19 protein-coding genes and 1 pseudogene are annotated in these 24723 nt (G+C 54.5%); 12 read left to right on the top strand and 8 right to left on the bottom strand.

Annotated elements, in window-relative coordinates; genetic code table 11:
- Positions 1 to 11 precede the first annotated feature (11 nt).
- Together ACMGGS_RS08310 and ACMGGS_RS08315 are read right to left on the bottom strand one after the other, a co-directional pair.
- Positions 12 to 707, bottom strand: coding sequence for a TIGR00266 family protein (locus ACMGGS_RS08310; protein ID WP_414165729.1), 696 nt, complete (start codon positions 705 to 707; stop codon positions 12 to 14).
- Between the two features lie 153 nt (positions 708 to 860).
- Positions 861 to 1313 (bottom strand): hypothetical protein, encoded by a 453-nt coding sequence (locus tag ACMGGS_RS08315; RefSeq protein ID WP_414165730.1) that lies wholly within the window; start codon positions 1311 to 1313, stop codon positions 861 to 863.
- Positions 1314 to 1629: 316 nt separating this feature from the next.
- On the opposite strand from ACMGGS_RS08315, the gene ACMGGS_RS08320 reads away from it, so the two are divergent.
- Positions 1630 to 2364, top strand: coding sequence for a metallophosphoesterase (locus tag ACMGGS_RS08320; RefSeq protein ID WP_414165731.1), 735 nt, complete (start codon positions 1630 to 1632; stop codon positions 2362 to 2364).
- Between the two features lies 1 nt (position 2365).
- Here the strand turns inward: ACMGGS_RS08320 and ACMGGS_RS08325 are convergent, their stop codons facing one another.
- Both ACMGGS_RS08325 and yhgN read right to left on the bottom strand, forming a co-directional pair.
- A complete protein-coding gene (locus tag ACMGGS_RS08325; RefSeq protein ID WP_414165732.1) occupies positions 2366 to 3037 on the bottom strand; it encodes a DUF4440 domain-containing protein in 672 nt (223 codons plus the stop codon).
- Positions 3037 to 3630, bottom strand: a complete 594-nt coding sequence (yhgN, locus tag ACMGGS_RS08330) for an NAAT family transporter YhgN (protein WP_312952613.1) — start codon at positions 3628 to 3630, stop codon at positions 3037 to 3039. Before yhgN ends, ACMGGS_RS08325 begins: the two co-directional genes overlap by 1 nt.
- 198 nt (positions 3631 to 3828) lie before the next feature.
- Between yhgN and asd the strand changes: the two genes are divergently transcribed.
- The 6 genes from asd (at position 3829) to glgP (ending at position 14679) form a co-directional block, all read left to right on the top strand.
- Positions 3829 to 4935 carry an aspartate-semialdehyde dehydrogenase gene (gene asd, locus ACMGGS_RS08335; RefSeq protein ID WP_414165733.1) on the top strand — a complete coding sequence of 369 codons (1107 nt, stop codon included), beginning with the start codon at positions 3829 to 3831 and terminating at the stop codon, positions 4933 to 4935.
- A gap of 298 nt (positions 4936 to 5233) precedes the next feature.
- The gene (glgB, locus tag ACMGGS_RS08340) at positions 5234 to 7420 is read left to right on the top strand and encodes a 1,4-alpha-glucan branching enzyme (protein ID WP_414165734.1); all 2187 of its coding nucleotides are present in this window, start codon (positions 5234 to 5236) and stop codon (positions 7418 to 7420) included.
- Entirely contained in the window at positions 7417 to 9393 is a 1977-nt protein-coding gene (gene glgX, locus ACMGGS_RS08345; protein ID WP_414165735.1) for a glycogen debranching protein GlgX, read from the top strand. The genes glgB and glgX overlap by 4 nt, the downstream gene beginning before the upstream one ends.
- A 14-nt stretch (positions 9394 to 9407) precedes the next feature.
- A complete protein-coding gene (gene glgC, locus ACMGGS_RS08350) occupies positions 9408 to 10691 on the top strand; it encodes a glucose-1-phosphate adenylyltransferase (RefSeq protein WP_176919407.1) in 1284 nt (427 codons plus the stop codon).
- Positions 10692 to 10780: 89 nt separating this feature from the next.
- On the top strand, positions 10781 to 12214 hold the full coding sequence (gene glgA / locus ACMGGS_RS08355) for a glycogen synthase GlgA (protein WP_414165736.1): 1434 nt from the start codon (positions 10781 to 10783) through the stop codon (positions 12212 to 12214).
- Between the two features lie 17 nt (positions 12215 to 12231).
- Complete coding sequence (glgP, locus tag ACMGGS_RS08360) at positions 12232 to 14679, top strand: glycogen phosphorylase (protein ID WP_414165737.1); 2448 nt, start codon at positions 12232 to 12234, stop codon at positions 14677 to 14679.
- Between the two features lie 248 nt (positions 14680 to 14927).
- On the opposite strand, the gene glpD is transcribed toward glgP, so the two are convergent.
- A complete protein-coding gene (gene glpD, locus ACMGGS_RS08365; protein ID WP_414165738.1) occupies positions 14928 to 16436 on the bottom strand; it encodes a glycerol-3-phosphate dehydrogenase in 1509 nt (502 codons plus the stop codon).
- A 212-nt stretch (positions 16437 to 16648) separates the two neighbouring features.
- Between glpD and glpE the strand changes: the two genes are divergently transcribed.
- The 5 genes and pseudogenes from glpE to ACMGGS_RS08390 form a co-directional block, all read left to right on the top strand.
- Positions 16649 to 16978, top strand: a complete 330-nt coding sequence (glpE, locus tag ACMGGS_RS08370; RefSeq protein ID WP_176919400.1) for a thiosulfate sulfurtransferase GlpE — start codon at positions 16649 to 16651, stop codon at positions 16976 to 16978.
- A 43-nt stretch (positions 16979 to 17021) separates the two neighbouring features.
- The gene (gene glpG, locus ACMGGS_RS08375) at positions 17022 to 17852 is read left to right on the top strand and encodes a rhomboid family intramembrane serine protease GlpG (RefSeq protein ID WP_414165739.1); all 831 of its coding nucleotides are present in this window, start codon (positions 17022 to 17024) and stop codon (positions 17850 to 17852) included.
- 17 nt (positions 17853 to 17869) lie between these two features.
- The gene (locus ACMGGS_RS08380) at positions 17870 to 18628 is read left to right on the top strand and encodes a DeoR/GlpR family transcriptional regulator (protein ID WP_176919398.1); all 759 of its coding nucleotides are present in this window, start codon (positions 17870 to 17872) and stop codon (positions 18626 to 18628) included.
- 209 nt (positions 18629 to 18837) lie between these two features.
- Positions 18838 to 20052, top strand: a complete 1215-nt coding sequence (locus ACMGGS_RS08385; RefSeq protein WP_414165740.1) for an RtcB family protein — start codon at positions 18838 to 18840, stop codon at positions 20050 to 20052.
- A 91-nt stretch (positions 20053 to 20143) separates the two neighbouring features.
- Positions 20144 to 20614, top strand: a pseudogene (locus ACMGGS_RS08390) (RNA 3'-terminal phosphate cyclase); the annotation flags it as partial.
- A gap of 7 nt (positions 20615 to 20621) precedes the next feature.
- Here the strand turns inward: ACMGGS_RS08390 and ACMGGS_RS08395 are convergent.
- The 3 genes from ACMGGS_RS08395 to malT form a co-directional block, all read right to left on the bottom strand.
- A complete protein-coding gene (locus tag ACMGGS_RS08395) occupies positions 20622 to 21104 on the bottom strand; it encodes a GNAT family N-acetyltransferase (protein WP_414165741.1) in 483 nt (160 codons plus the stop codon).
- Positions 21095 to 21373, bottom strand: a complete 279-nt coding sequence (locus tag ACMGGS_RS08400) for a DUF1778 domain-containing protein (RefSeq protein WP_414166229.1) — start codon at positions 21371 to 21373, stop codon at positions 21095 to 21097. The genes ACMGGS_RS08395 and ACMGGS_RS08400 overlap by 10 nt, the downstream gene beginning before the upstream one ends.
- Positions 21374 to 21443: 70 nt before the next feature.
- The gene (malT, locus tag ACMGGS_RS08405; RefSeq protein WP_414165742.1) at positions 21444 to 24149 is read right to left on the bottom strand and encodes an HTH-type transcriptional regulator MalT; all 2706 of its coding nucleotides are present in this window, start codon (positions 24147 to 24149) and stop codon (positions 21444 to 21446) included.
- Between the last annotated feature and the right edge of the window lie 574 nt (positions 24150 to 24723).

Consider the following 24723-nt stretch of genomic DNA (forward strand, 5'->3'; position numbering starts at 1 on the left):
ACCGCGGGGATTTATTTTTTCACTAAATAAGGCGCAAGCGTTAAGGCAAATTCCTTAATATTCTTCGACTGCACCAGCAGTTTACCTCTGCCAGAAAATTCGTTGACCACGCCTTCGCCGGTTTTGAAGCCAAAAATGCCGGACGCCATTTTAATATTATACGAGAGTGTATTTTCCCAGGCGACGACGTGGAGGTTATCCACGACCAGCGTATCGTTACCGTCCAGATCCAGTTCGACGATTTCGCCAAAACCGTTCACCAGCAGCGTCCCTGTTCCGGCGGTTTCCATCACGAACAGCCCCCCGGTGCCGCCGAAAATCGCGCGACCAGCGGACTGGCTTTTCATGCTGTAAGTGACGCCACCGTCGCAGGCCAGGAAGGCACCGTCGTTCAGTCGCCAGGTGCTTTTGCCAACTTCCAGCGCCTTGATATTGCCAATACTGCCGGAGGAGATCGCCAGCAGTCCGTCATTAGCGGTACCGGTGGCGGTAGTGACAAAGAAGCTTTCACCGCTGACGACCGATCTGGCGGCGGCTTTGATAATACCGCCTAACATTCCTGAGCCGTTCTGGTTCATGCGGCCTTCAAGATTCACTTTGCCGTTATGAAAAACCATTGAACCGCGTTCAATACTGACCTGTTCGCCCATGCCGAGAGAAATTAATACCAGCGGGCAAGAGCCGTCGCTTGAGAGTTCGTATTTCATGAGTCATCTCCGTTATTGGATAAGTGCATTCCATTACTGAATAGATACGCCTGATACAGTGTCGTGGGGACAAATAATATCGTTTCTTGTATCGATATAAATTAATTTTGTCCAACAAGTCCAGTAGTAGACAGTGACCTGAATTTATACGTTTTACATCTCGATTGCGACCCGGCCTTGTGGGGTATTGAGCCAGCGCGGCGCTTTCAGGGTATCGACAAAATAAATAACTAAATCCTGTAATAGCGCCTCGGCGGTATTTTCCATCTGTGCAGAAAGCGATCCGCCGAGCAGAAGCTGGGTTAAAAACTGGCAGTAGTCGGCTAACTGATCGGCATCCGGTTCGAAAGCGGGATGCCGGGTGGGTAAGGTATCAACCGTCAGGCCCGGCTGTAGATGGAGCGGAACAGGTTCAAAAAGCGTGGGCTGCAATAGCGCCAGGCAGGCAGATAAGCGACCGTAGAGAGCCATTTTATGCGCGGGATCGCTACAGGCACCCAGTTCGTCGGCAAAGCACTGGCAGTGATCCGCCAGCTCGGTAAAGTCAGTGGTGTGGTTAAAAGGGGTTGTTAGTGATGAAAGAGAAGAGGCTGAGGCTGCACACATAAGAAAATTCTCCGATGAGTCGTGTTTATCCGTCACCGACGAGAAGATCAGGAGGCTAATCCCGACGCCTGATTTTGCAAGCGCGGCAGGAAGATACCGCGTTGCCGGAACGGTGACAAGAGGGCTTTTCTGAAGGAGGCTCGCAGAAATGAAAAGCCATTTTTGCAGGTATTACATACAGGATGAAAGGTAAAAAGCGGCCAGTCCCTCTCCTCGCTGATGCCCCGGACATTTTATCCGGTGCCAGCATGACGCGCTGGTCATCATTTTCTACACTCAGCGTGATGCTTTTTCAGCCAGCCTGTCAGGAGACGCCATGATCATTGCCCAGCTTTCAGATATTCATGCCTCGCCGAATAATACCAATCTGGCGCGGTTTGAACACGCCCTGGCATGGCTGGAGACGGTGGGACCGGACATCCTGGTCCTGACCGGCGATCTGATCGATGACGGCTGGCACGAGGGGTATTCCACCATTGCCCACCTGCTTAACCGGTTAACGTATCCTGTGCTTATCCTTCCCGGTAACGCAGATGACCGCGAGGCAATGAAGCGGACGTGGAACGGTATGTGGGTCAGTGACGCCCCGGCTGGCGTGTTGAATATCATTATGGATACCGGAGAGCTACGCTTAATCGGTATTGATACCACGCTTGTGGGCACCGCCGCGGGAAGTCTGCGCCATCAACTTGACTGGCTGGAAAATGCGCTAACTACCGGCAATGCAACTGACTCCGTGATCTTTATGCATCATCACGTATTTGCGAGCGGCATCCCGACCATGGATGAGATCATGTGTGGCGGTAGCGCAGAGCTGGCCGATATGCTGACCCGACTTCCCCACAAACCGCTGGCCATCGCCACCGGGCACGTTCACCGGCCCATGGCTGGTAGCCTTGCAGGGATACCCGCCTATATTTGCGGCTCGGTGTGCCCGGCTAATCCCTTATGGTTTGGTGGCGATAAGGTGCCGCCCGTCAACGATCCTGCCATGCTGATGATCCACCGGTTTCGTGACGGTGTGCTGGTCAGTCACACGATTTCGGTCTGATTCATTCGTTCGTCGGTGTGCCCTGATGAAAGATCATCTGCCAGCATCCTTCCGCTGACAACACCCAGCATGATGAGCGGAGCGCGGGGTGGGGGCCGAGGGTTTGGTAAATCAGTGTGGCACAGCCTCGGCCCGTTATCAGAAGCTGAAAATCCGAGGCTCGCAACGCAGGCGCAGTGCTCTCCTGACTAAGAGCGTCAATAGTCTCATCGCGAGTGACCAGCACACCAGAGCGCGTGATTTCGGTAAAGTGGGGATGCAGGATTGCCTCAAGCCAGGCCCGGTTATGGCGTTGCGAGTGGTGAAGACTGCATTCCAGATGCGTCAGTAACGTAAGCAACACGTCCTCGTCCGTTTCCCTGCCCAAAGGGGCTGAATGGTGGATAACCTCTACGACTGAATCCAGCCGGATCACCGGATAGTGCTCTCTCATGCCTTCCAGCAACACGGGGTCGGGCCATTCATCGGACTTGCCGAGATATTCCGCCACCGCTGAAAGCGGCATAGGCACAACGGCAGTGACCCAGACATTCACCGTGTCGTGCGCATCGTCGGCGTTGATATAGCACAGCGGTCCAGGTGAAATCGCGCGCTCCCGCCAGCGTATCGTGTGACGTTTGTGGCCTGCCCGGACCTCGGGCAGCAGGCGAGACACAATCGGCAGCGTTTGCATTAGCCTTTCATCCACATCCGGATGCCGTCGAGGAACATCTGCGTGGCAAGCATCACCAGCACCAGCCCCATCAGACGCTCCAGCGCGTTAACGCCTTTCTCACCCAGCAGACGCAGGAACAGCGACGATTGCAGCAGGATCACAAAGGTACCGCCCCACGCGAGCAACAGCGCAATCACCAGGTGGCCCATCTGATTTGGATACTGATGCGAGAGCAGCATCAGCGTTGCCAGCAACGTCGGACCGGCTACCAGCGGGATCGCCAGCGGTACGATAAACGGCTCTTCACCGGCGGGCAGCCCGGTACTGTTGCCCGAGGCGCTGGGAAAAATCATTTTGATGGCGATCAGGAACAGAATAATCCCGCCGGAGATAGAGACCGTTTCGGCGCGCAGGCTGAGGAAGGCGAGAATTTTTTCACCCGCGAACAGAAAAATCAGCATCAGCAGCAGCGCGATGAACAGCTCGCGGATCATGATCGCCCGCCGACGTTTTGGTTCCGTATGCTTCAGGACCGACATAAAAATCGGTAAATTTCCCAGCGGATCCATAATCAGGATCAACAAAACGGCGGCTGAAATGATTTCATTCATTAACTATTATCCCTGATAATCAGTATGCATTTATTATTCGTTTTCAGAACGACAGCGGGCGTGATAAGTCGCTCTTCTGATGGCCTTGCCATCATTGATTAATTTCACTTGCGACTTTGGCTGCTTTTTGTATGGTGAAGGATATAACACCAGGTGACTGGCTTGCACAACAGCACACATCTTCGCAGGAAAAACGCTATGAAAAATGTTGGTTTTATTGGTTGGCGCGGTATGGTCGGCTCCGTACTCATGCAACGCATGGTTGAAGAGCGCGATTTCGACGCCATTCGCCCCGTCTTCTTTTCTACTTCTCAACTGGGGCAACCCGCACCGACATTTGGTGGCACCCAGGCAGGCACGCTTCAGGATGCCTTCGATCTTGAGGCGCTGAAGGCGCTCGACATTATTGTCACCTGTCAGGGCGGCGATTATACCAATGAAATCTATCCAAAGCTTCGTGAAAGCGGCTGGCAGGGCTACTGGATTGATGCGGCCTCGTCGCTGCGCATGAAAGATGAGGCAATCATTATCCTCGATCCGGTCAACCAGGACGTGATCACCCACGGACTTAACAACGGCGTGAAGACCTTTGTCGGCGGTAACTGTACCGTCAGCCTGATGCTGATGTCCCTTGGCGGCCTGTTTGCTAACGATCTGGTGGACTGGGTCTCCGTGGCGACCTATCAGGCGGCCTCCGGCGGCGGCGCGCGTCACATGCGCGAACTGCTGGCACAGATGGGGCAGCTTTATAATCATGTCGCCGACGAGCTGGCGAATCCGGCTTCCGCTATTCTTGATATCGAACGTAAAGTCACGACACTGACCCGCAATGGCGATCTGCCGGTTGATAACTTCGGCGTGCCGCTGGCAGGCAGCCTGATCCCGTGGATCGACAAACAGCTGGATAACGGTCAGAGCCGCGAAGAGTGGAAAGGCCAGGCAGAAACCAACAAGATCCTCGGCACCACCACGACCATTCCGGTAGACGGCCTGTGTGTACGCGTCGGCGCGCTGCGCTGCCATAGCCAGGCCTTCACCATCAAACTGAAAAAAGACGTTTCGATCCCAACCATTGAAGAACTGCTGGCGGCGCACAATCCGTGGGCGAAAGTCATTCCAAACGACCGTGAGCTTTCCATGCGTGAACTGACCCCGGCTGCCGTGACCGGCACACTCACTACGCCGGTTGGCCGCTTGCGTAAACTGAATATGGGGCCAGAATATTTGTCGGCCTTTACCGTTGGTGACCAGCTATTGTGGGGGGCAGCAGAGCCGCTCCGCCGTATTCTCCGCCAACTGGCATAATGACGTAGCATAAACAACGGGGTGTAATAACACCCCCTTTTTTTGCGCTAAACAAGGAGTAACGCAATGTTTCATTTTTTTTCGGGAGAGCAATAAGACGTTGGCTATGCTTAAGCAAGGTGCTTATACACTTTGGCTGAAGGTCGAACGGCGGAGATGGACGCACATTATGCAGTCCCCGTTCAGGTCAAAAAATGTCGCAACCGGGTGTCTGTACTCAACATACTTTGGCTCCCCACGTATGACGATTGTGCATACCGCAGGAATGAAGCGACACATATAAAACAGGATGAGATCCATGTCGAATCATGTAGACAGAGACGTGATTAACGCGCTAATTGCCGGGCACTTTGCGGATCCTTTTTCCGTACTGGGCATGCATCGAACTGATGCCGGGCTGGAAGTCCGGGCCTTGTTACCCGACGCCACTGAGGTCTGGGTCATTGAGCCGAAAACGGGCCGCAAGGTAGGTAAACTCGAATGCCTGGATTCACGAGGCTTCTTTAGCGGCATTCTGCCGCGCCGCAAAAATGCTTTTCGCTATCAGCTTGCCGTGATCTGGCACGGTCAGCAGAATCTGATTGACGATCCTTACCGTTTTGGCCCTCTGCTTCAGGAGCTGGATGCCTGGCTGCTGTCGGAAGGTACGCACCTGCGCCCCTATGAGACGCTTGGCGCACATGGCGATACGATGGACGGCGTGACCGGTACGCGTTTTGCCGTCTGGGCACCGAATGCCCAGCGCGTCTCCGTGGTCGGCCAGTTTAACTTCTGGGACGGCCGCCGCCACCCCATGCGCCTGCGCAAAGAGAGCGGCGTCTGGGAGCTATTTATTCCCGGTGCGCACAATGGTCAACTCTACAAATACGAAATCATCGACGCACACGGGCAGATGCGGATTAAGGCCGACCCGTATGCCTTTGAAGCCCAGATGCGTCCGGAAACCGCCTCGCTGATCTGCGGCCTGCCGGAAAAAGTGGTACAGAGCGATGAGCGCAAACAAGCCAATCAGTTTGACGCGCCAATCTCTATCTATGAAGTGCATCTCGGCTCCTGGCGTCGCCATACCGACGATAACTTCTGGCTGAGCTATCGTGAACTGGCGGACCAGTTGGTGCCTTACGCCAAATGGATGGGGTTCACCCATCTGGAACTGCTGCCGGTGAATGAGCATCCTTTTGACGGCAGCTGGGGTTATCAGCCCACCGGTCTCTATGCACCGACGCGCCGTTTCGGCACCCGCGACGACTTCCGCTATTTTATCGACGCCGCGCACGCTGCCGGACTGAACGTGATCCTTGACTGGGTGCCCGGCCACTTCCCGGCGGACGACTTCGGGCTGGCCGAATTTGACGGCACCGATCTCTATGAGCACAGCGATCCGCGCGAAGGTTATCATCAGGACTGGAATACGCTGATCTACAACTACGGTCGCCGTGAAGTACGCAACTATCTGGTAGGTAACGCGTTGTACTGGATCGAGCGTTTCGGCATTGATGCCCTGCGTGTGGACGCCGTGGCCTCGATGATTTACCGCGATTACAGCCGCAAACAGGGCGAATGGATCCCGAACGAATTCGGCGGGCGTGAAAACCTCGAAGCCATTGAGTTTTTACGTACCACTAACCGTATTTTAGGCGAGCAGGTGCCGGGTGCCGTCAGCATGGCGGAGGAGTCGACCGATTTCGCGGGCGTTTCTCGTCCGTCAGATACCGGCGGCCTCGGTTTCTGGTACAAGTGGAACCTTGGCTGGATGCACGACACCCTCGACTACATGAAGCTCGACCCGGTCTACCGTCAGCATCATCACGATAAGCTGACCTTCGGCATGCTCTACAACTACACCGAAAACTTCGTGCTGCCGCTGTCGCATGATGAAGTCGTCCACGGTAAAAAATCGATCCTCGACCGGATGCCGGGCGACGCGTGGCAGAAATTCGCCAGCCTGCGCGCTTACTACGGCTGGATGTGGGCTTTCCCTGGTAAAAAACTGCTGTTTATGGGCAATGAGTTCGCCCAGGGGCGCGAGTGGAACCACGACGTCAGCCTCGACTGGCACCTACTGGAAGGGGAAGACAACTGGCACCACGGCGTTCAGCGGCTGGTGCGCGATCTCAACCAGACCTACCGGCATCACAAGGCGTTGCACGAACTGGACTTCGATCCGTATGGCTTTGAATGGCTGGTGGTGGACGATAAAGAACGCTCGGTGCTGATTTTTGTTCGCCGTGACCAGCAGGGTAATGAAATCATTGTCGCCAGCAACTTTACCCCGGTTCCGCGCCATGATTACCGCTTCGGCATTAACCAGCCGGGCCAGTGGCGTGAAGCGCTAAACACCGACTCCATGCACTATCACGGCAGCAACGCAGGCAATGGCGGTGCGGTGCATAGCGATGAGATTGAAAGCCACGGTCGACCGAATTCCCTGAGCCTGACCCTGCCGCCGCTGTCGACGATCTGGCTGGTCCGGGAGGCGGAATGAGTAAACTGGCACCGGGAAAACCTGAACCGCTCGGAGCATGTTTTGACGGCAACGGGGTGAACTTTACGCTGTTCTCTGTTCATGCCGAACGGGTTGAACTGTGTGTATTTGATGAGGCAGGTTTTGAGCAGCGTTACGATCTCCCTGCCCGTAGCGGTGATATCTGGCACGGTTATCTTCCTGATGCTCGTCCCGGGTTACGCTACGCCTATCGCGTGTACGGGCCGTGGGAACCTGAGCACGGTCATCGTTTTAATCCGGCGAAGCTGCTACTCGATCCCTGCGCCCACGCTGTTGATGGACATCCAAAAGACGACCCGCTCTTTCATGGCGGCTACGATGCGCCGGATCACCATGACAGCGCGCCCGTTGCGCCTAAGTGCGTGGTGGTTGACCTGGGCTATGAATGGGGCGACGACGCGCGACCGCACACGCCGTGGGGCAATACCGTTATCTACGAAGCCCACGTTAAAGGGCTGACGTATCTGCATCCGGAGATCCCGCCGGAAATGCGCGGCACCTACAAGGCGCTGGCGCATCCGGTCATGCTCGACTATTTCAAATCGCTGGGCATTACCGCGCTGGAACTGCTCCCGGTGGCCCACTTTAGCAGTGAGCCACGCCTGCAACGTATGGGGCTAAGCAACTACTGGGGCTATAACCCGCTGGCGATGTTTGCCGTTGATCCACGCTACGCCAGCGAACCGGCAAAAGCGCTGAATGAATTTCGCGATACGGTAAAGGCGCTGCACAAGGCCGGAATTGAAGTCATTCTGGACATCGTACTTAACCACAGCGCGGAGATCGATCTTGATGGTCCTACCTTCTCGCTGCGCGGAATCGATAACCGTAGCTATTATTGGATCAGAGAGGATGGCGACTACGAAAACTGGACCGGCTGCGGCAATACGCTCAACCTCAGTTCGCCGGGCACAGTGGAGTATGCGCATCAGTGTCTGCGGTTCTGGGTTGACGTATGCCATGTTGACGGGTTTCGTTTCGACCTTGCTTCCGTCATGGGCCGCACCCCGGAATTCCGCCAGGATGCGCCGCTGTTTGAAGCGATAAAAAACGACCCGCAATTAGCGTCGTTAAAGCTGATTGCGGAGCCGTGGGACGTTGGCCATGGAGGGTATCAGGTCGGGAATTTTCCGCCGCTTTTTGCGGAATGGAACGACCATTTTCGCGATGCCATACGCCGCTTCTGGCTCCATCAGGATCTGACGCCTGGCGACCTCGCCAGACGTTTTGCCGCCTCAAGCGATGTCTTTCAGGTTAACGGTCGCCTGCCGTCAGCGACCATCAACCTGGTGACCGCTCATGATGGATTCACTGTGCGCGACTGCGTTTGCTTCAATGAAAAGCATAACGAAGCAAACGGTGAAGAAAATCGCGATGGCACTAACAAAAATTACAGCAATAATCATGGTATAGAAGGACTTGACGGCATTCTTGATGTGATTGAGCGTCGACGGGCCAGCGTCCATGCTCTGTTGACCTCGTTATTGCTTGCTCAGGGCACACCGATGCTGCTCGCCGGGGACGAACACGGTCATAGTCAGCATGGCAATAACAACGCGTATTGCCAGGACAATACCCTGACCTGGCTTGACTGGGCCCAGGCGAATAAAGGATTGACGGCATTTACTGCGGCGTTAATCCACCTGCGTCAGCGCATCCCGGCACTTACCCGCGATAGCTGGTGGCAGGAGGGGGACGGAAACGTGCATTGGTTAAACGCGCAGGCGCAGCCGTTAAGCGTCAGCGAGTGGCAGGGCGGGACGCGGCAGATGCAAATTCTGCTCTCAGACCGCTGGCTCATTACCCTCAATGCCACGCAGAACGTTGTGGATATGGTTTTACCTGATGGGGAATGGCATGCCATTCCTCCGTTTGCCGGAAAGGATAATCCGGTTGTCATGGCTATCTGGCACGGGCCCGCGCATGGAGTGTGCGTTTTTGAAAGGTCATAAAAAAGGAGTTCGACATGGTTAGGCTTGAAAATGATAATTTGCTGATGCTGTCGCGCCAGTTGCCAATGAAGTCTGTTGCCCTGATTCTGGCAGGAGGACGCGGAACGCGCCTGAAAGATTTGACGGTCACGCGGGCAAAACCCGCGGTCCACTTTGGCGGTAAGTTCCGTATTATTGATTTTGCATTATCAAACTGCCTTAATTCCGGCATTCGCCGGATTGGTGTAATCACTCAGTATCAATCGCATACGCTGGTACAGCACATCCAGCGCGGCTGGTCATTCTTCAGCGAAGAGATGAATGAGTTCGTCGATTTGCTGCCTGCGCAGCAACGTGTACACGGTGAAAACTGGTATCGCGGAACCGCTGATGCGGTCACGCAGAACCTGGACGTTATTCGCCGCTACAAAGCCGAGTACGTGGTGATCCTCGCGGGCGATCATATCTACAAGCAGGATTACTCGCGGATGTTGATCGACCACGTGAAAAAAGGCGCGCGTTGCACCGTGGCCTGCCTGCCGGTGCCTAAGGCAGAGGCGACGGCGTTTGGCGTTATGCACGTTGACGAAGATGACAAAATCATCGATTTCGTTGAAAAACCGGCTAATCCGCCAACCATGCCTAACGACGACACCAAATCGCTCGCCAGTATGGGGATTTACGTTTTTAACGCTGACTACCTCTATGAGCTGCTGGAGCAGGACGATCTCGACGAAAACTCGAGCCACGACTTCGGCAAAGACATTATTCCGCAGATCACCAAAGCGGGCATGGCCTATGCGCATCCTTTCCCGCTCTCCTGCGTGCAATCAGACCCAGAAGCTGAACCCTACTGGCGCGATGTGGGTACGCTCGAAGCTTACTGGAAGGCTAACCTTGATTTGGCATCAGTCACGCCAGAACTGGATATGTACGATCAGGACTGGCCGATCCGCACGCACATGGAATCGCTGCCGCCGGCGAAATTTGTTCAGGATCGCTCCGGTAGCCACGGCATGACGCTCAACTCGCTGGTGTCCGGCGGCTGTATCATCTCGGGTTCGGTAGTTGTGCAGTCTGTGCTATTCCCGCGTGTCCGGGTGAATTCGTTCTGCAACATTGACTCATCCGTGCTATTACCGGATGTATGGGTGGGGCGTTCCTGTCGTTTGCGTCGTTGCGTAATCGACCGTGCTTGTGTGATCCCGGAAGGCCTGGTGATCGGTGAAAACGCCGAAGAAGATGCGCGTCGTTTCTACCGTTCGGAAGAGGGGATCGTGCTGGTCACCCGAGACATGCTGAATAAACTGAAAATCTAGAAACTCAAATAATAACCTTGCGCGGAAGGGGTCCGCGCGCTGTTTTACTGCAAGCGCCAGAGTGCCTTGTGGTGGTGACAGGAGCGATAATGCAGGTTTTACATGTATGTTCTGAGATGTTCCCGCTGTTAAAAACCGGCGGTTTGGCAGACGTGATTGGTGCGTTACCCGCTGCACAAAAAGCGGAAGGTATTGATGCACGCGTACTGCTTCCTGCGTTTCCTGATATTCGCCGGGGCATCCCTGATGCACAAGTGGTGACGCGGCGTGACACGTTTGCCGGACCTATCACGCTGCTGTTTGGGCACTACAATGATGTGGGCATCTACCTGATAGATGCCCCGCATTTATACGATCGCCCGGGTAGCCCTTATCACGATACTAACTTGTATGCCTACACCGATAACGTGCTGCGCTTTGCGCTGCTCGGGTGGGTGGGTTGCGAAATGGCCTGCGGACTGGATCCGTTCTGGCGTCCGGACGTGGTGCACGCGCATGACTGGCATGCAGGACTGGCTCCGGCCTATCTTGCGGCTCGTGGCCATCCGGCGAAATCCATTTTCACCGTGCATAACCTGGCGTACCAGGGGCTGTTCTATGCCCATCATATGAATGACATCCAACTGCCATGGTCGTTCTATAACATGCATGGGCTGGAGTTCGACGGGCAAATCTCGTTCCTGAAAGCGGGGCTATTTTACGCCGATCATATTACCGCCGTCAGCCCGACCTATGCTCTCGAAATCACTCAGCCGCAGTTTGCCTATGGCATGGAAGGTTTGCTTCGCCAGCGGCAAATGGAAGGTCGCCTGACGGGTATCCTTAACGGCGTGGATGAAAAGATCTGGAGTCCGGAAACCGACTTACTGCTTAACTCCCGCTATGGTCGCGATACACTGGAAAGCAAGGCAGAAAACAAGCGCCAGCTGCAAATTGCAATGGGCCTGAAAGTGGATGACAAAGTGCCGCTGTTTGCGGTGGTGAGCCGTCTGACCAGCCAGAAAGGACTGGATTTAGTGCTTGAGGCGCTGCCGGGACTACTGGAGCAGGGCGGGCAACTGGCGCTGTTGGGCGCGGGCGATCCGGTACTTCAGGAAGGGTTTCTGGCTGCCGCTGCTGAACATTCCGGGCAGGTCGGTGTACAGATTGGCTATCACGAAGCCTTCTCGCATCGCATTATGGGGGGCGCAGACGTCATTCTGGTCCCCAGCCGCTTTGAACCGTGCGGCCTGACCCAACTTTATGGATTGAAATACGGCACGCTGCCGCTGGTGCGCCGCACGGGCGGGCTTGCCGATACCGTTGCAGACAGTTCTCTGGAAAACCTGGCGGATGGAGTCGCCAGTGGCTTTGTATTTGAAGACAGCAATGCCTGGTCCCTGTTACGGGCGATCCGGCGCGCTTTTGTGTTGTGGTCGCGTCCGTCGCTCTGGCGTTATGTACAGCGTCAGGCGATGCACATGGACTTTAGCTGGCACGTTGCCGCACAGGCCTATCGCGATCTCTATCAACGTTTGATGTAACAACAGGAATCATGTTGATGAATGCACCTTTTACTTATGCCTCCCCCACGCACAGCATTGAGGCATTGAAGCATTCCATTGCTTACAAGTTGATGTTCACCATAGGGAAGGATCCAGCGATCGCCAATAAGCATGAGTGGCTTAACGCCACTCTGTTTGCGGTACGCGATCGTCTGGTAGAACGTTGGTTACGATCAAACCGGGCGCAACTCTCTCAGGAGACGCGTCAGGTTTACTATCTTTCGATGGAGTTTTTAATTGGGCGAACGCTCTCCAACGCGCTGCTATCGCTGGGCGTCTATGACGACGTTAACAATGCGCTGGACGAGATGGGGCTTAACCTTGAAGAGCTGATTGACGAAGAGAATGACCCAGGGTTAGGCAACGGGGGGTTGGGACGCCTGGCGGCCTGCTTCCTTGATTCGCTGGCTACGCTGGGTCTGCCGGGCCGGGGCTACGGTATTCGTTACGACTACGGCATGTTCAAACAGAACATCGTCGATGGTCGGCAGAAAGAGTCGCCGGACTACTGGCTGGAATACGGCAACCCGTGGGAATTCAAACGCCATAACACGCGCTATAAAGTGCGTTTTGGCGGCCGTATTCAGCAGGAAGGAAAAAAAAGCCGTTGGTTAGAGACCGAAGAGATCCTCGCGGTCGCATACGATCAGATCATCCCTGGTTACGATACCGATGCCACCAATACGCTGCGCCTGTGGAATGCGCAGGCCAGTAGTGAAATCAACCTCGGTAAATTTAACCAGGGCGATTATTTTGCGGCGGTGGAGGATAAAAACCACTCTGAGAACGTTTCGCGCGTTCTGTATCCGGATGACTCGACCTATTCCGGGCGCGAACTGCGCCTGCGTCAGGAGTATTTCCTTGTCTCCTCGACCATCCAGGACATTTTAAGCCGCCACTATCAGCTGCATAAAACCTATGCCAATCTGGCGGAGAAAACCGCGATCCACCTTAACGATACTCACCCGGTATTGTCGATTCCCGAGCTGATGCGTCTGTTAATTGACGAGCACAAATTTAGCTGGGACGACGCGTTTGAGGTGACCTGCCAGATCTTCTCTTATACCAACCACACGTTAATGAGTGAAGCGCTGGAAACCTGGCCTGTAGATATGCTCGGTAAAATTTTGCCGCGCCATCTGCAAATCATCTTTGAAATTAACGATTACTTCCTGAAAACGGTTCAGGAGCAGCATCCGGAAGACACCGGCCTGCTGAGCCGCGTTTCGATTATTGACGAATCGAACGGTCGCCGCGTGCGCATGGCCTGGCTGGCGGTAGTGGCGAGCCATAAGGTTAACGGTGTATCGGAACTGCACTCCAACCTGATGGTCCAGTCGCTGTTTGCCGACTTTGCGACCATCTTCCCGACCCGCTTTACCAACGTAACAAACGGCGTTACGCCGCGTCGCTGGCTGGCGCTGGCGAACCCGTCGCTCTCCGGCGTGCTGGATGAGAACATTGGCCGTACCTGGCGCACCGATCTCAGCCAGCTTAGCGAACTCGAGCAGCATATTGATTACCCGCTGGTCAATCAGGCGGTGCATCAGGCGAAGCTGGAGAATAAAAAACGCCTTGCGACGGTGATTGCTCAGCAGCTTAACGTGGTGGTCAATCCGCACGCGCTGTTTGACGTGCAGATCAAACGTATCCACGAATACAAACGTCAACTGATGAATGTGCTGCATGTGATCACCCGCTATAACCGCATTAAAGACGATCCGTCGGCGGAGTGGGTGCCGCGTGTCAATATTTTCGCCGGTAAAGCCGCCTCGGCCTACTATATGGCGAAGCATATTATCCATCTGATCAACGATGTCGCGAAGGTGATCAACAACGATCCACAAATCGGCGACAAGCTTAAAGTGGTGTTTATCCCTAACTACAGTGTCAGCCTGGCACAGGTGATCATTCCGGCGGCAGATCTTTCTGAACAGATCTCGCTGGCGGGCACCGAGGCTTCCGGCACCAGTAATATGAAATTTGCCCTGAACGGCGCGCTGACCATCGGCACGCTGGATGGTGCAAACGTCGAGATGCTGGAGCACGTCGGCGCGGAGAACATCTTTATTTTCGGTAATACCGCGGAAGAGGTCGAAGAACTGCGTCGGCAGGGCTATAAACCGCGCGACTATTACGAAGAAGATGACGAGCTGCGTCAGGTGTTGACCCAAATCGCCACTGGCGTGTTCAGCCCCGAAGAGCCGGGCCGCTACCGCGATCTGGTCGACTCGCTGATCAACTTCGGTGACCACTATCAGGTACTGGCGGACTACCGCAGCTATGTGGACTGTCAGGACAAGGTGGATGCTCTTTACCGTCAGCCGGAAGAGTGGACCAATAAAGCGATGCGCAACATCGCCAACATGGGCTATTTCTCTTCCGACAGGACGATTCAGGAGTATGCGGATCAAATCTGGGGGATTACCCCGGTCAGGTTGTAAGGCTGTTATGCCGGGTGGCGGCTTCGCCTTACCCAGCCTACGGGATGCAGGATATCGGCGTCTGTAAGGTTTTCGTAGGCCCGGTAAGCGCAGTGCCACCGGGCACGGCGTGTACCGGGTAATGCCGGGTGGCGGCTTCGCCTTACCCAGCCTACGGGATGCAGAATACCGGCGTTCTGTAAGGCCTTCGTAGGCCCGGTAAGCGCAGCGCCACCGGGCACGGGTTGTACCCGGCATTACCTGCTTAACTACGAAGCCAGCGACAGCTCACGTTTCGCCGTATGCTGGAGCAGCCATTGTGCCACGCGCGATTGTTGATCAGCGTCCAGCCACATGCCGAGGCGGGTACGACGCCAGATCGCATCGTCGAGGCGGCGGACCCATTCGTGTTCGACCAGGTAGCGTAATTCCGCCTCATAAAACTCATGACCAAAATCCTCGCCCAGGTCGGCAATTGAAGTCGCGTCACGAAGAATAATATCGCTGTTGCTGCCGTAGGTGCGGGCATAGTGGCGTGCTAACGATTCGCTGATAAACGGATAACGGCGACGCAGCTTCGCGGCATAATCATCACGATCGCCACCGATATCGCCCCCCGGTAATACAGCGTCTTTCGTCCACGCCTGACCGATGCCTTTATAGTACGGCGTCAGTTTTTCCAGCGCGTGTTCCGCCAGCTTGCGATAGGTAGTCAGCTTACCGCCGAACACGGACAACAGCGGAGCCTTGCCATCCTCGTCATGCACATCAAGAGTGTAATCGCGGGTAATGGCCTGCGGTGAATCAGATTCATCATCGCACAGCGGACGCACGCCGGAGTAAGTCCAGACAATATCCTCGCGCGTAAGCTGTTTCTTGAAGTGCCCGTTATATACGTTAAGCAGATAATTAATCTCTTTCTCATCAATAGCGACGCTTTTCGGATCGCCCTGATATTCCACGTCGGTGGTGCCAATGATAGAGAATTCATCCATCCACGGGATCACAAAAACAATACGCTTATCTTCGTTTTGCAGGATATAGGCCTGCTTCTGGGTATGAACACGCGGGACGACAATATGGCTGCCTTTGATTAAGCGGATGCCATAAGGCGAGGGCAGATGCATCCCGTCATCAAAGAACTGTTTCACCCACGGGCCGGTGGCGTTCACCAGACCGCGTGCCTGCCAGACATATTTTTTGCCGCTATCAATATCTTCCGCTTCAACGATCCACAGGCCATTTTCCCGGCGCGCAGAGGTGGCGCGGGTGCGGGTTAATACCTTGCCGCCTTTCTGCTCGACCATCTGGGCGTTCGCCAGTACCAGCCGCGCATCATCCACCCAGCAGTCAGAATATTCGAACCCGCGCACGATTTCCGGCTTGAGAACCGATTCTGAGCCAAATCGCAAACCGGTTGAACCCGGCAGACTGGTCCGTTTCCCCAGATGATCGTACATAAACAAACCGATGCGGATCATCCACGCCGGACGCAGGTGCGGGCGGTGCGGCAGGCGAAAGCGCATCGGGAAAGCGATATGCGGTGCCATTTTTAACAGCACTTCACGCTCAGCCAGCGCTTCACTCACCAGGCGGAATTCATAGTGTTCAAGGTAGCGCAGCCCGCCATGGATCAGTTTTGAGCTGGCAGAAGAGGTGGCGCAGGCCAGATCCTGTCCCTCCAGCATCAGCACGGATAAACCGCGCCCGGCAGCGTCCGCCGCAATGCCGGCACCGTTGATGCCGCCACCTATCACAATCAGATCTTTGGTTTCCATGCTGCCACCTCATTACTTTCGTTAAAGCGCATAAATGTTCGATATCGCTCATAATAGCAAGGAATCGCGCTTTTGGTAACATCAAAAAAACAATTTAGAGTGATATGCATAACATAATGGCGTTTATCTCCCCTGACGACGTAAACTGAGAGAGTGATTGATCATCTGCCCATCTGAATGCGGCGGCGAAAAAGGCGTCAGAAAGAGAAACTATGGACCATTTTGAATGTATTAATGTTGAAGAAGCCCATCAAAAACTGCATCAGGCAAGCGCCGTGCTGGTGGATATCCGCGATCCGCAAAGTTACGCGCTGGGCCATACGCCGGGCGCTTTTCATCTGACTAACGACACGCTTGGCGCGTTTATGCGCGAAACGGACCCCGAAACCCCGGTGATGGTAATGTGTTACCACGGCAACAGCAGTAAAGGTGCCGCGCAGTATCTTTTGCAACAAGGCTACGATCACGTCTATAGCGTGGATGGTGGCTTTGACGCCTGGCATCGCCATTTCCCGGCAGAAGTGGAGCGCACGCTGTTTTAGCCGTTATACTGTCCCCTTTTGTGTGGAATAAGCGACCGCCAGTATGTTGATGATCACCTCTTTTAGTAACCCGCGCATCGCGCAGGCGTTTGTAGACTATATGGCGACGCAGGGCGTTGTACTGACGATCCAGCAACATACGCAGTGGGATATCTGGCTGGCGGATGAAAGTCAGGCCGCGCGTGTGCAGGCTGAGCTGGCGCGATTTATGGAAAACCCGGCGGATCCGCGTTATCTGGCGGCGAGCTGGCAGTCGGGGCAGACCAACAGTGGTTTGCACTATCGCCGTTTTCCGTTCCTTGCCACGCTCAGGGAGAACGCCGGGCCGTTTACGCTCGGTATTCTCGTCATCACGATACTGGTATTTCTGCTGATGAGCATCATTGGCGACCAGCCGGTGATGATATGGCTGGCCTGGCCCTACGATCCCTCCCTGAAATTTGACGTCTGGCGCTACTTTACCCATGCCCTGATGCACTTCTCTGTGCTGCATATTCTCTTTAACCTACTGTGGTGGTGGTATCTTGGCGGCACGGTAGAAAAGCGTCTGGGCAGCGGCAAGCTGGTGGTGATCACCGTCATCAGCGCCCTGTTGAGCGGATTTGTGCAGTATCATTTCAGTGGCCCGTGGTTTGGCGGGTTATCTGGCGTGGTGTATGCCCTGATGGGCTATGCATGGCTGCGGGGCGAACGCGATCCGCAGAGTGGCGTTTTTTTACCGCGTGGTTTGATAGGCTTTGCTTTAATATGGCTAATTGCCGGCTGGTTTGATCTCTTCGGTATGTCGATTGCGAACGGTGCTCACGTGGCCGGGTTGCTGGTAGGGCTGGCGATGGCCTTTGTTGATTCGCAGAATGCGCGAAAACGAACATAATTTTCCAGGGATTATTCATGAAACAGACACAGCGTCACAGTGCGATTATCGAACTGGTAAAAAAGCAGGGATATGTCAGCACTGAAGAACTGGTGGAGCACTTCTCCGTCAGCCCACAGACCATCCGTCGCGATCTCAACGACCTTGCCGATCAGAACCTGATTCTGCGTCACCATGGCGGCGCGGCGCTACCCTCCAGCTCGGTCAACACCTCGTGGCATGACCGTAAAGCGACGCAGACGGCTGAGAAAGAGCGTATCGCTCGCAAAGTGGCTGAACAGATCCCGGACGGCTCAACGTTATTTATCGATATCGGCACCACGCCGGAAGCGGTGGCGCATGCGCTGCTGGAACACAGCAATTTGCGTATTGTCACCAATAACCTGAACGTGGCGAATACGCTAATGGTGAAGGATGATTTCCGCATCATCCTCGCTGGCGGCGAGCTGCGCAGCCGCGACGGCGGGATTATCGGCGAGGCGACGCAGGATTTTATCGCCCAGTTCCGTCTCGATTTTGGCATCCTCGGCATTAGCGGCATCGACAGCGACGGCTCGCTGCTGGAGTTTGATTACCACGAAGTGCGCACCAAACGCGCGATTATCGAAAACTCACGCCACGTGATGCTGGTGGTGGACCATTCGAAATTTGGCCGCAACGCGATGGTGAATATGGGCAGCATCAGTATGGTGAACGCGGTTTATACCGATGTTATGCCGCCCGCGGGGGTGATGCAGGTGATTGCTGAACATAAAGTGCAGCTGGAGCTGTGCTAAGAAATTTCCCTATCCTGCAAGATAAATCACGATAATAGACTATCGTGATTTATCGCGGTTTTACGTTCTCTGATATTATCCTTAATCGCTTGTTTTTTTATAATGTTATAAATTTCATTCGCTTATAAAAATTTTATTTTTATCCCCCCTCTTTGGCATCTCAATTGCACTCCAGTAGTCATGTAATAAAGCGAATAAAAGGAACCCGCATGACTTACGAAACAATGACCACCTCAAACGCCCCGGTAAAAATGTGGACCCACGGCGTACCGGTAGAAGACGATGCCCGTCAGCAGTTGATTAATACGGCCAAAATGCCGTTTATTTTCAGCCATGTGGCGGTAATGCCTGATGTGCATCTGGGAAAAGGATCGACTATTGGTAGCGTGATCCCGACCAAAGGGGCGATTATCCCGGCGGCAGTTGGGGTGGATATCGGCTGCGGAATGAACGCGTTGCGTACCAGCTTAACGGCGGCGGATCTGCCGGATAGTCTGGCTCAGTTGCGTAGTGCCATTGAAGCGGCCGTGCCGCACGGGCGTACTACCGGACGCGGACGGCGTGACGTTGGCGCGTGGGAAAACCCGCCTGCCAACGTTGATGCGCAGTGGGCGACGTTGCAGCCAGGTTTCCAGTGGCTGACGCAAAAGTACCCGCGTTTTTTGAACACCAATAACTATAAGCACCTGGGAACGCTGGGAACCGGTAACCACTTTATCGAAATCTGCCTTGATGAAGCGGATCGGGTGTGGGTGATGCTGCACTCCGGATCGCGCGGAATTGGCAACGCCATCGGGAGCTATTTTATCGAAATGGCGCAGAAAGATATGGAACAGCATATCGCTAATCTGCCGTCACGCGATCTGGCTTATTTTGAAGAAGGAAGCGAACATTTCGCCGATTATGTTAAAGCCGTCGGCTGGGCGCAGGATTATGCCCGCGCCAACCGTGAAGCGATGCTGGAAAACGTAGTCGCCGCGCTGCATAAAGCGATCGCTAAGCCGTTTACGCTCAGCATGGAAGCGATCAACTGCCACCATAACTATGTGCAGAAAGAGCAGCACTTTGGTGAAGAGATCTTCGTAACGCGTAAAGGGGCGGTGTCGGCGCGCGCCGGACAGTACGGTATTATTCCCGGTTCGATGGGCGCGAAAAGCTTTATCGTCCGCGGGTTGGGTAACGAAGAATCATTCTGTTCCTGTAGCCACGGCGCAGGACGCGTGATGAGCCGTACCAAAGCGAAAAAGCTGTTCAGCGTTGAGGATCAGATCCGCGCGACATCTCATGTGGAATGCCGTAAAGATGCCGATGTGATCGATGAAATTCCGATGGCGTATAAGGATATCGAAGCGGTAATGTCTGCTCAGGCCGACCTGGTTGAAGTTGTACATACGCTGCGTCAGGTGGTGTGCGTTAAAGGATAATACGATGCAAAGGACAATTGCGCTGAATGGCGCGCAGGGAGAAGGCGGCGGGCAGATCTTACGTTCGGCGCTGAGCTTATCGATGATCACCGGCCAGATTGTGGGCATGAAAGCCGACGTTTTACTGGCCGGAGTACCTCATCACGTCGGCCAGCGTGAAAACGACGTGCTGGCGGCGCATTTTTCGCTGGCTGAGCAGAGTATTCAGATGCTGCCGGGCGACAGGGGATCGGGAAACACCGTCTCGCTTGAGATCGAAAGCACTCACGTAACGGAACGGTTTATCGCTTTTGGTGAGAAACGGATGAGCGCCGAAGCAGTGGCGAACCAGCTGGTGACAGAGGCTCGCCGCTATCTGGCGAGCGAGGCGGCGGTGGGCGAATATCTCGCCGATCAACTGATCCTCCCGCTGGCGCTGGCAGGAGAAGGCGCGTTCACCGTGGCGCAGGCTTCCTCTCATCTGTTAACCAATATCGCTGTGGTCGGGCAGTTTTTGCCGGTGACGTTTAGCCTGGAGGAAGAGGGCGGGATGACGCGGGTGACGGTTAAGGGAAAAGGGTAACAGGGACCTATATTTTTATAGGATAGAGTAACGTCAGAGGCTGCACGGGTGACGGCACGAAAGCGAATTTTATATAGAAATTTCGTGCATTGTCATCCAGCGCCTGAACCATTAATGCTCTGACGCCAACCTGATGGGTAATATTTTCAGTGCGATAGATGGCATCTTTTAATAGCGCTGCGCCAAGTCCTTTGCCTGCCCACGCCTGATCGACCGCCAGTCTGCCCAGAATGATTACCGGGAGCGATTCCGGGGCATTACGTCGATAAGCGCCCGGTGCCATATTTCTCTGTACGCTACCGGTTGAGAGACAATAATAAGCAATAACCTGCTGAGTCTCTTTGTCGCTGACAACGTAGACACGCGAAATGCCATTGCTGTGATTTTTTAAGGCTCTCTTTTTTAGCCACTCATTAAGGCCGGGTTCCGCACAACAAAATTCTGCGGTGCAATGGCTGATAGATAGCGGTTCCGGCGCGGTTATTCCCATGGCGACTTACGGCTCATCAAGTCATCAATACGGGCCTGACGCTCAGCCGTAATGGGAGCGTCCAGTTCTGCCAGAAAGGCGTCGTATTGTTCGTCATTAAGCACGAACAGACGTTGATCAAGCAGGATATCCTGCGCTTCGCGACAGGCCACCTCAAGCATGAAGTCGGTGCGCGACTTCGATACGAGGTTGGCGGCCATGTCAATCAAGTCCCGTTGGGATGCTTTTGCCCGGATATTGATCGGAGCTTCTCTGGTTTCAGGTTTCATCATAGAGATCGTATAGTGAATGTATATACGATTATACGCTCTGTACATAGAAACGCTATACGAGAATTGCCTACACCCCGTAACCCATCATCTTCAACAGCTTCTGCGCATGCTGCACCGCGTCCTGCCGGTGCGCGACGCCGAGCTTTTGATACAGATTACGGATATGCGTTTTGATGGTGGTCGCCGCGACGTCCAGCTCTCCGGCAATCTGATCGTTACTGTAGCCGGAATAGATCAGCCCCAGCACCTGCCACTCGCGCTGGGTCAGCGGACTGGTACGGATCAGTTCAGGCACCTGCGGATGATTTAACAACCGTTCGACGAAGTTCTCGTCAAAATGGGCAAATTTATGTCGGTGATGCTGGTTGATATCCCGCAGAATGCGCTGCGCCCGGTGCTGTTCCAGCTCCGGCAGCGTGTTGAGTTGAATCAACTGGCGTAACTGCTGCGCCATCGCCTCGCCTTCAATGACAAAATGGTTAATAAAACCGGTGCGATTGGCGAGGGTCAGCGCTTCCATCAAGGCATTCTGCGCCTCGTTTTTACGGCCCGCCTGCCAGTAAAGCTGGTTCAGCAACAGCAGGTTGCGGTTGATGTCGCTCATCAGGCGCAGGCTGCGCGCGTTTTCGTTTAACTCTTCAAGCACCATTTCCGCCGGGCCGGTTTCGCCAAGCAGGATCTGCACGCGGGCGATGTTGCGCCACTGACTTTGCAGGAAATGGTTATTGGCAAATTCCGGTTTTGGCGTCTGGCGTAGCCAGTTGGCGGCAGACTTTTTGTCGCCGATCATCTGCCAGTAAATTACCCGCACTTTATCGGCGTTTGATACCCAGTCGCTGTGGTAAGGGCCATTGCCCAGCAGATTCTCCAGTCGGTTTAACTGGCTGCGTGCGTTATCCAGATCCCCGCGCGCCAGCGAGCACTGAACCAGCAGCGCCAGACACTGAAGCTGTTGCTGCGGCTGATAGGTGGAGAGTACGGTCATGCCGCTGCGTGCAGCGCTTTCCGCTTCATCGAGCCGTCCCCACGCCCACAGTAGCTGGGCGCGAATACGCAGCAAAAATTCGTGCATCGGCAGTTGTTCCAGGTGCTGATCGTGGATCAGCTGGAAGGCTTTTTCCTGCGTTTCCCACGCGGCCTGTAAAAAGCCCTGAGCAAACAGAATTTCGCTTTGCTGGATCATGCTCCATAGCGCGTAATGCCAGACGTCGTGGCGGCGCGCCATCTGCTCTGTCTGCTGCATTAATGACAGCGATTCCAGCAGCAGCCCTTTGCAATGCAGAACTTCACCATGCACGGAGGTGGCAACGATACGGCTGTAATAACTGGCGACGGGCAGCATATCCAGGGCAATTTTCGCCAGACGCTCGGCTTCTTCCGGATCGCCATCGTTGATCGCCACCTGCGCGCGCAGGGCGTTGAAATCGCCGCTCAGCGCAGCGTCAATGGTAATCTGCATTTCCTGCTCGGCGCGGGCCAGCAGAGTATTCACTTCGCTGTAGCGATGCTGGCTTTGCATCAGCCATGCCTGAAGCAGCACCAGGCGCGGATTCTCCAGCAGACTTTCCCACGGCAGTGACGCCAGTGACTCTTCCAGCAGTGTCAGTTCGCTGTGATTAAACAGTCCCCAGGCGTGGTTAAGCAGGATATCGCGCAGCATCGGCGCATCGCCGGAGGCCAGCGCGTGATGAATAGCTTCGGTCGGGAAGCCTTGCGCCATCCAGCTTTCGGCGGCGGCGCGGTGCAGCTCCGGCAGTTCGGTCGCCAGTTCCCACTGACAGCGCTGGCGCAGGAAACTGCCAAACAGCGGGTGATAGCTAAACCACTCGCCGGAATCATCCATGCGCTGTAAAAACAGGCCCTGGCGTTCAATCTCTTCCAGCCGCATCTGCCCGTTCTCTTCCCCGGTCACACGCACAATCAGCGCATCGTTCATCGAGCGCAGCAGCGCGCTTTTGAGCAGGAAATGACGGGTACTTAAATCAACGTTATCCAGTACTTCATCGACCAGATAATCGGAAAGATGGCTGGCGTTAATGCCCGACAACCGACGCGCAGACTGATGCGGCGCGTTATTATTCTGCCGGGCGGAGAGGGCAATAAGCTGAAGCGCAGTGGCCCAGCCTGCCACTTCGTCACACAGACGGCCGCTCTCGGAGGCTTCCAGCGGCGAGGTCAGACGACGCTCAAAAAACTGTCGCGCTTCCTGATGATTAAATGCCAGATGCTGACTGCCGACCTCCAGCAGTTGATCGCGAACACGCAAATTGGCAATCCCCAACTGGGGGAGGTTACGCGACATCACCAGCAGCGTTAAATTTTCCGGCTGATGACGCAGGAAGAAACGCATGGCTTCATGGATCACCGGATTGGTGATCAGATGGTAATCATCAATCACCAGCCAGAGCGGGCGATCCCACTCAGCCAGTTCGATAAAAAGCTGAGCGAAAAGGGATGTCAGGCTGGCGTACTGGCGCTTTTGTACCATCGCTTCGCTGGCGTTGCAGTGGCCGCCCGTTGCCTGCTGAATAGCGGCAATCAAATAACTGGCAAAACGTTCCTGCTGGTTATCGCCTTCATCCAGTGAAAACCAGCCAAGATCGTTTTTGCCTGCGGCCCATTGTGAAATGAGGGTCGTTTTTCCATAGCCCGCCGGGCTTGTGATCAGGATCAGACGGAAATTGTTCGCGCCGGAAAGTTTAGCCAACAGGCGGTCCCTGACCACAGTATGATCAAGGCGAACCGGGCGACTTAATTTAGACGGAATCAACATAGTTATCACTTTCACTGTGCATAAAAGAAAGCGGGATTTTTTTTGCGCTTCGTAATTAATAACTCTAAAGTCGTTCAGATTGCAATGTATTGCAAGTTATGTCGTTTTTGAGTGCTTCTTAATTTGCACTGTGTCACAAATTATTAAAGGAAGTGAATTATTTTAATGAAACCGGTGCCAGCAGGCATGGCGTCTGGCTTAGGCTGAATTGCTGATAAGGCGAGAATTACGCTTTCAATGAAAGGATTTTCTTAACTCAATTAATTTCCTGGATATTGAGTAGCAAAAAATAACCTGTAACACGTTTAAGTAAATCCGCTGTTGGTATTTTATACGGAAAATCATTTCGTTATTTTACATTTTGTTTGCGGAACGGCATTTCAATTCTTTGACCTACGCCAACGTTCTGCGTGCGTTAAAGGTAGAGACTGAGATGTGAGCGAAGGAATGCTCCTCCCTGTTCAATATAGTCGGCAAGGATGGCGTAAGCGGCTAACGTTATAGTGGTGCCGATCACATTTTTCGCTCATCCCTGGTGCTCCTCCCTGCCTAATCCCTGGCGGGATGAGGAAGC

The sequence above is a fragment of the Superficieibacter sp. BNK-5 genome (genome assembly GCF_047456055.1).
Classification (GTDB): Bacteria; Pseudomonadota; Gammaproteobacteria; order Enterobacterales; family Enterobacteriaceae; genus Superficieibacter.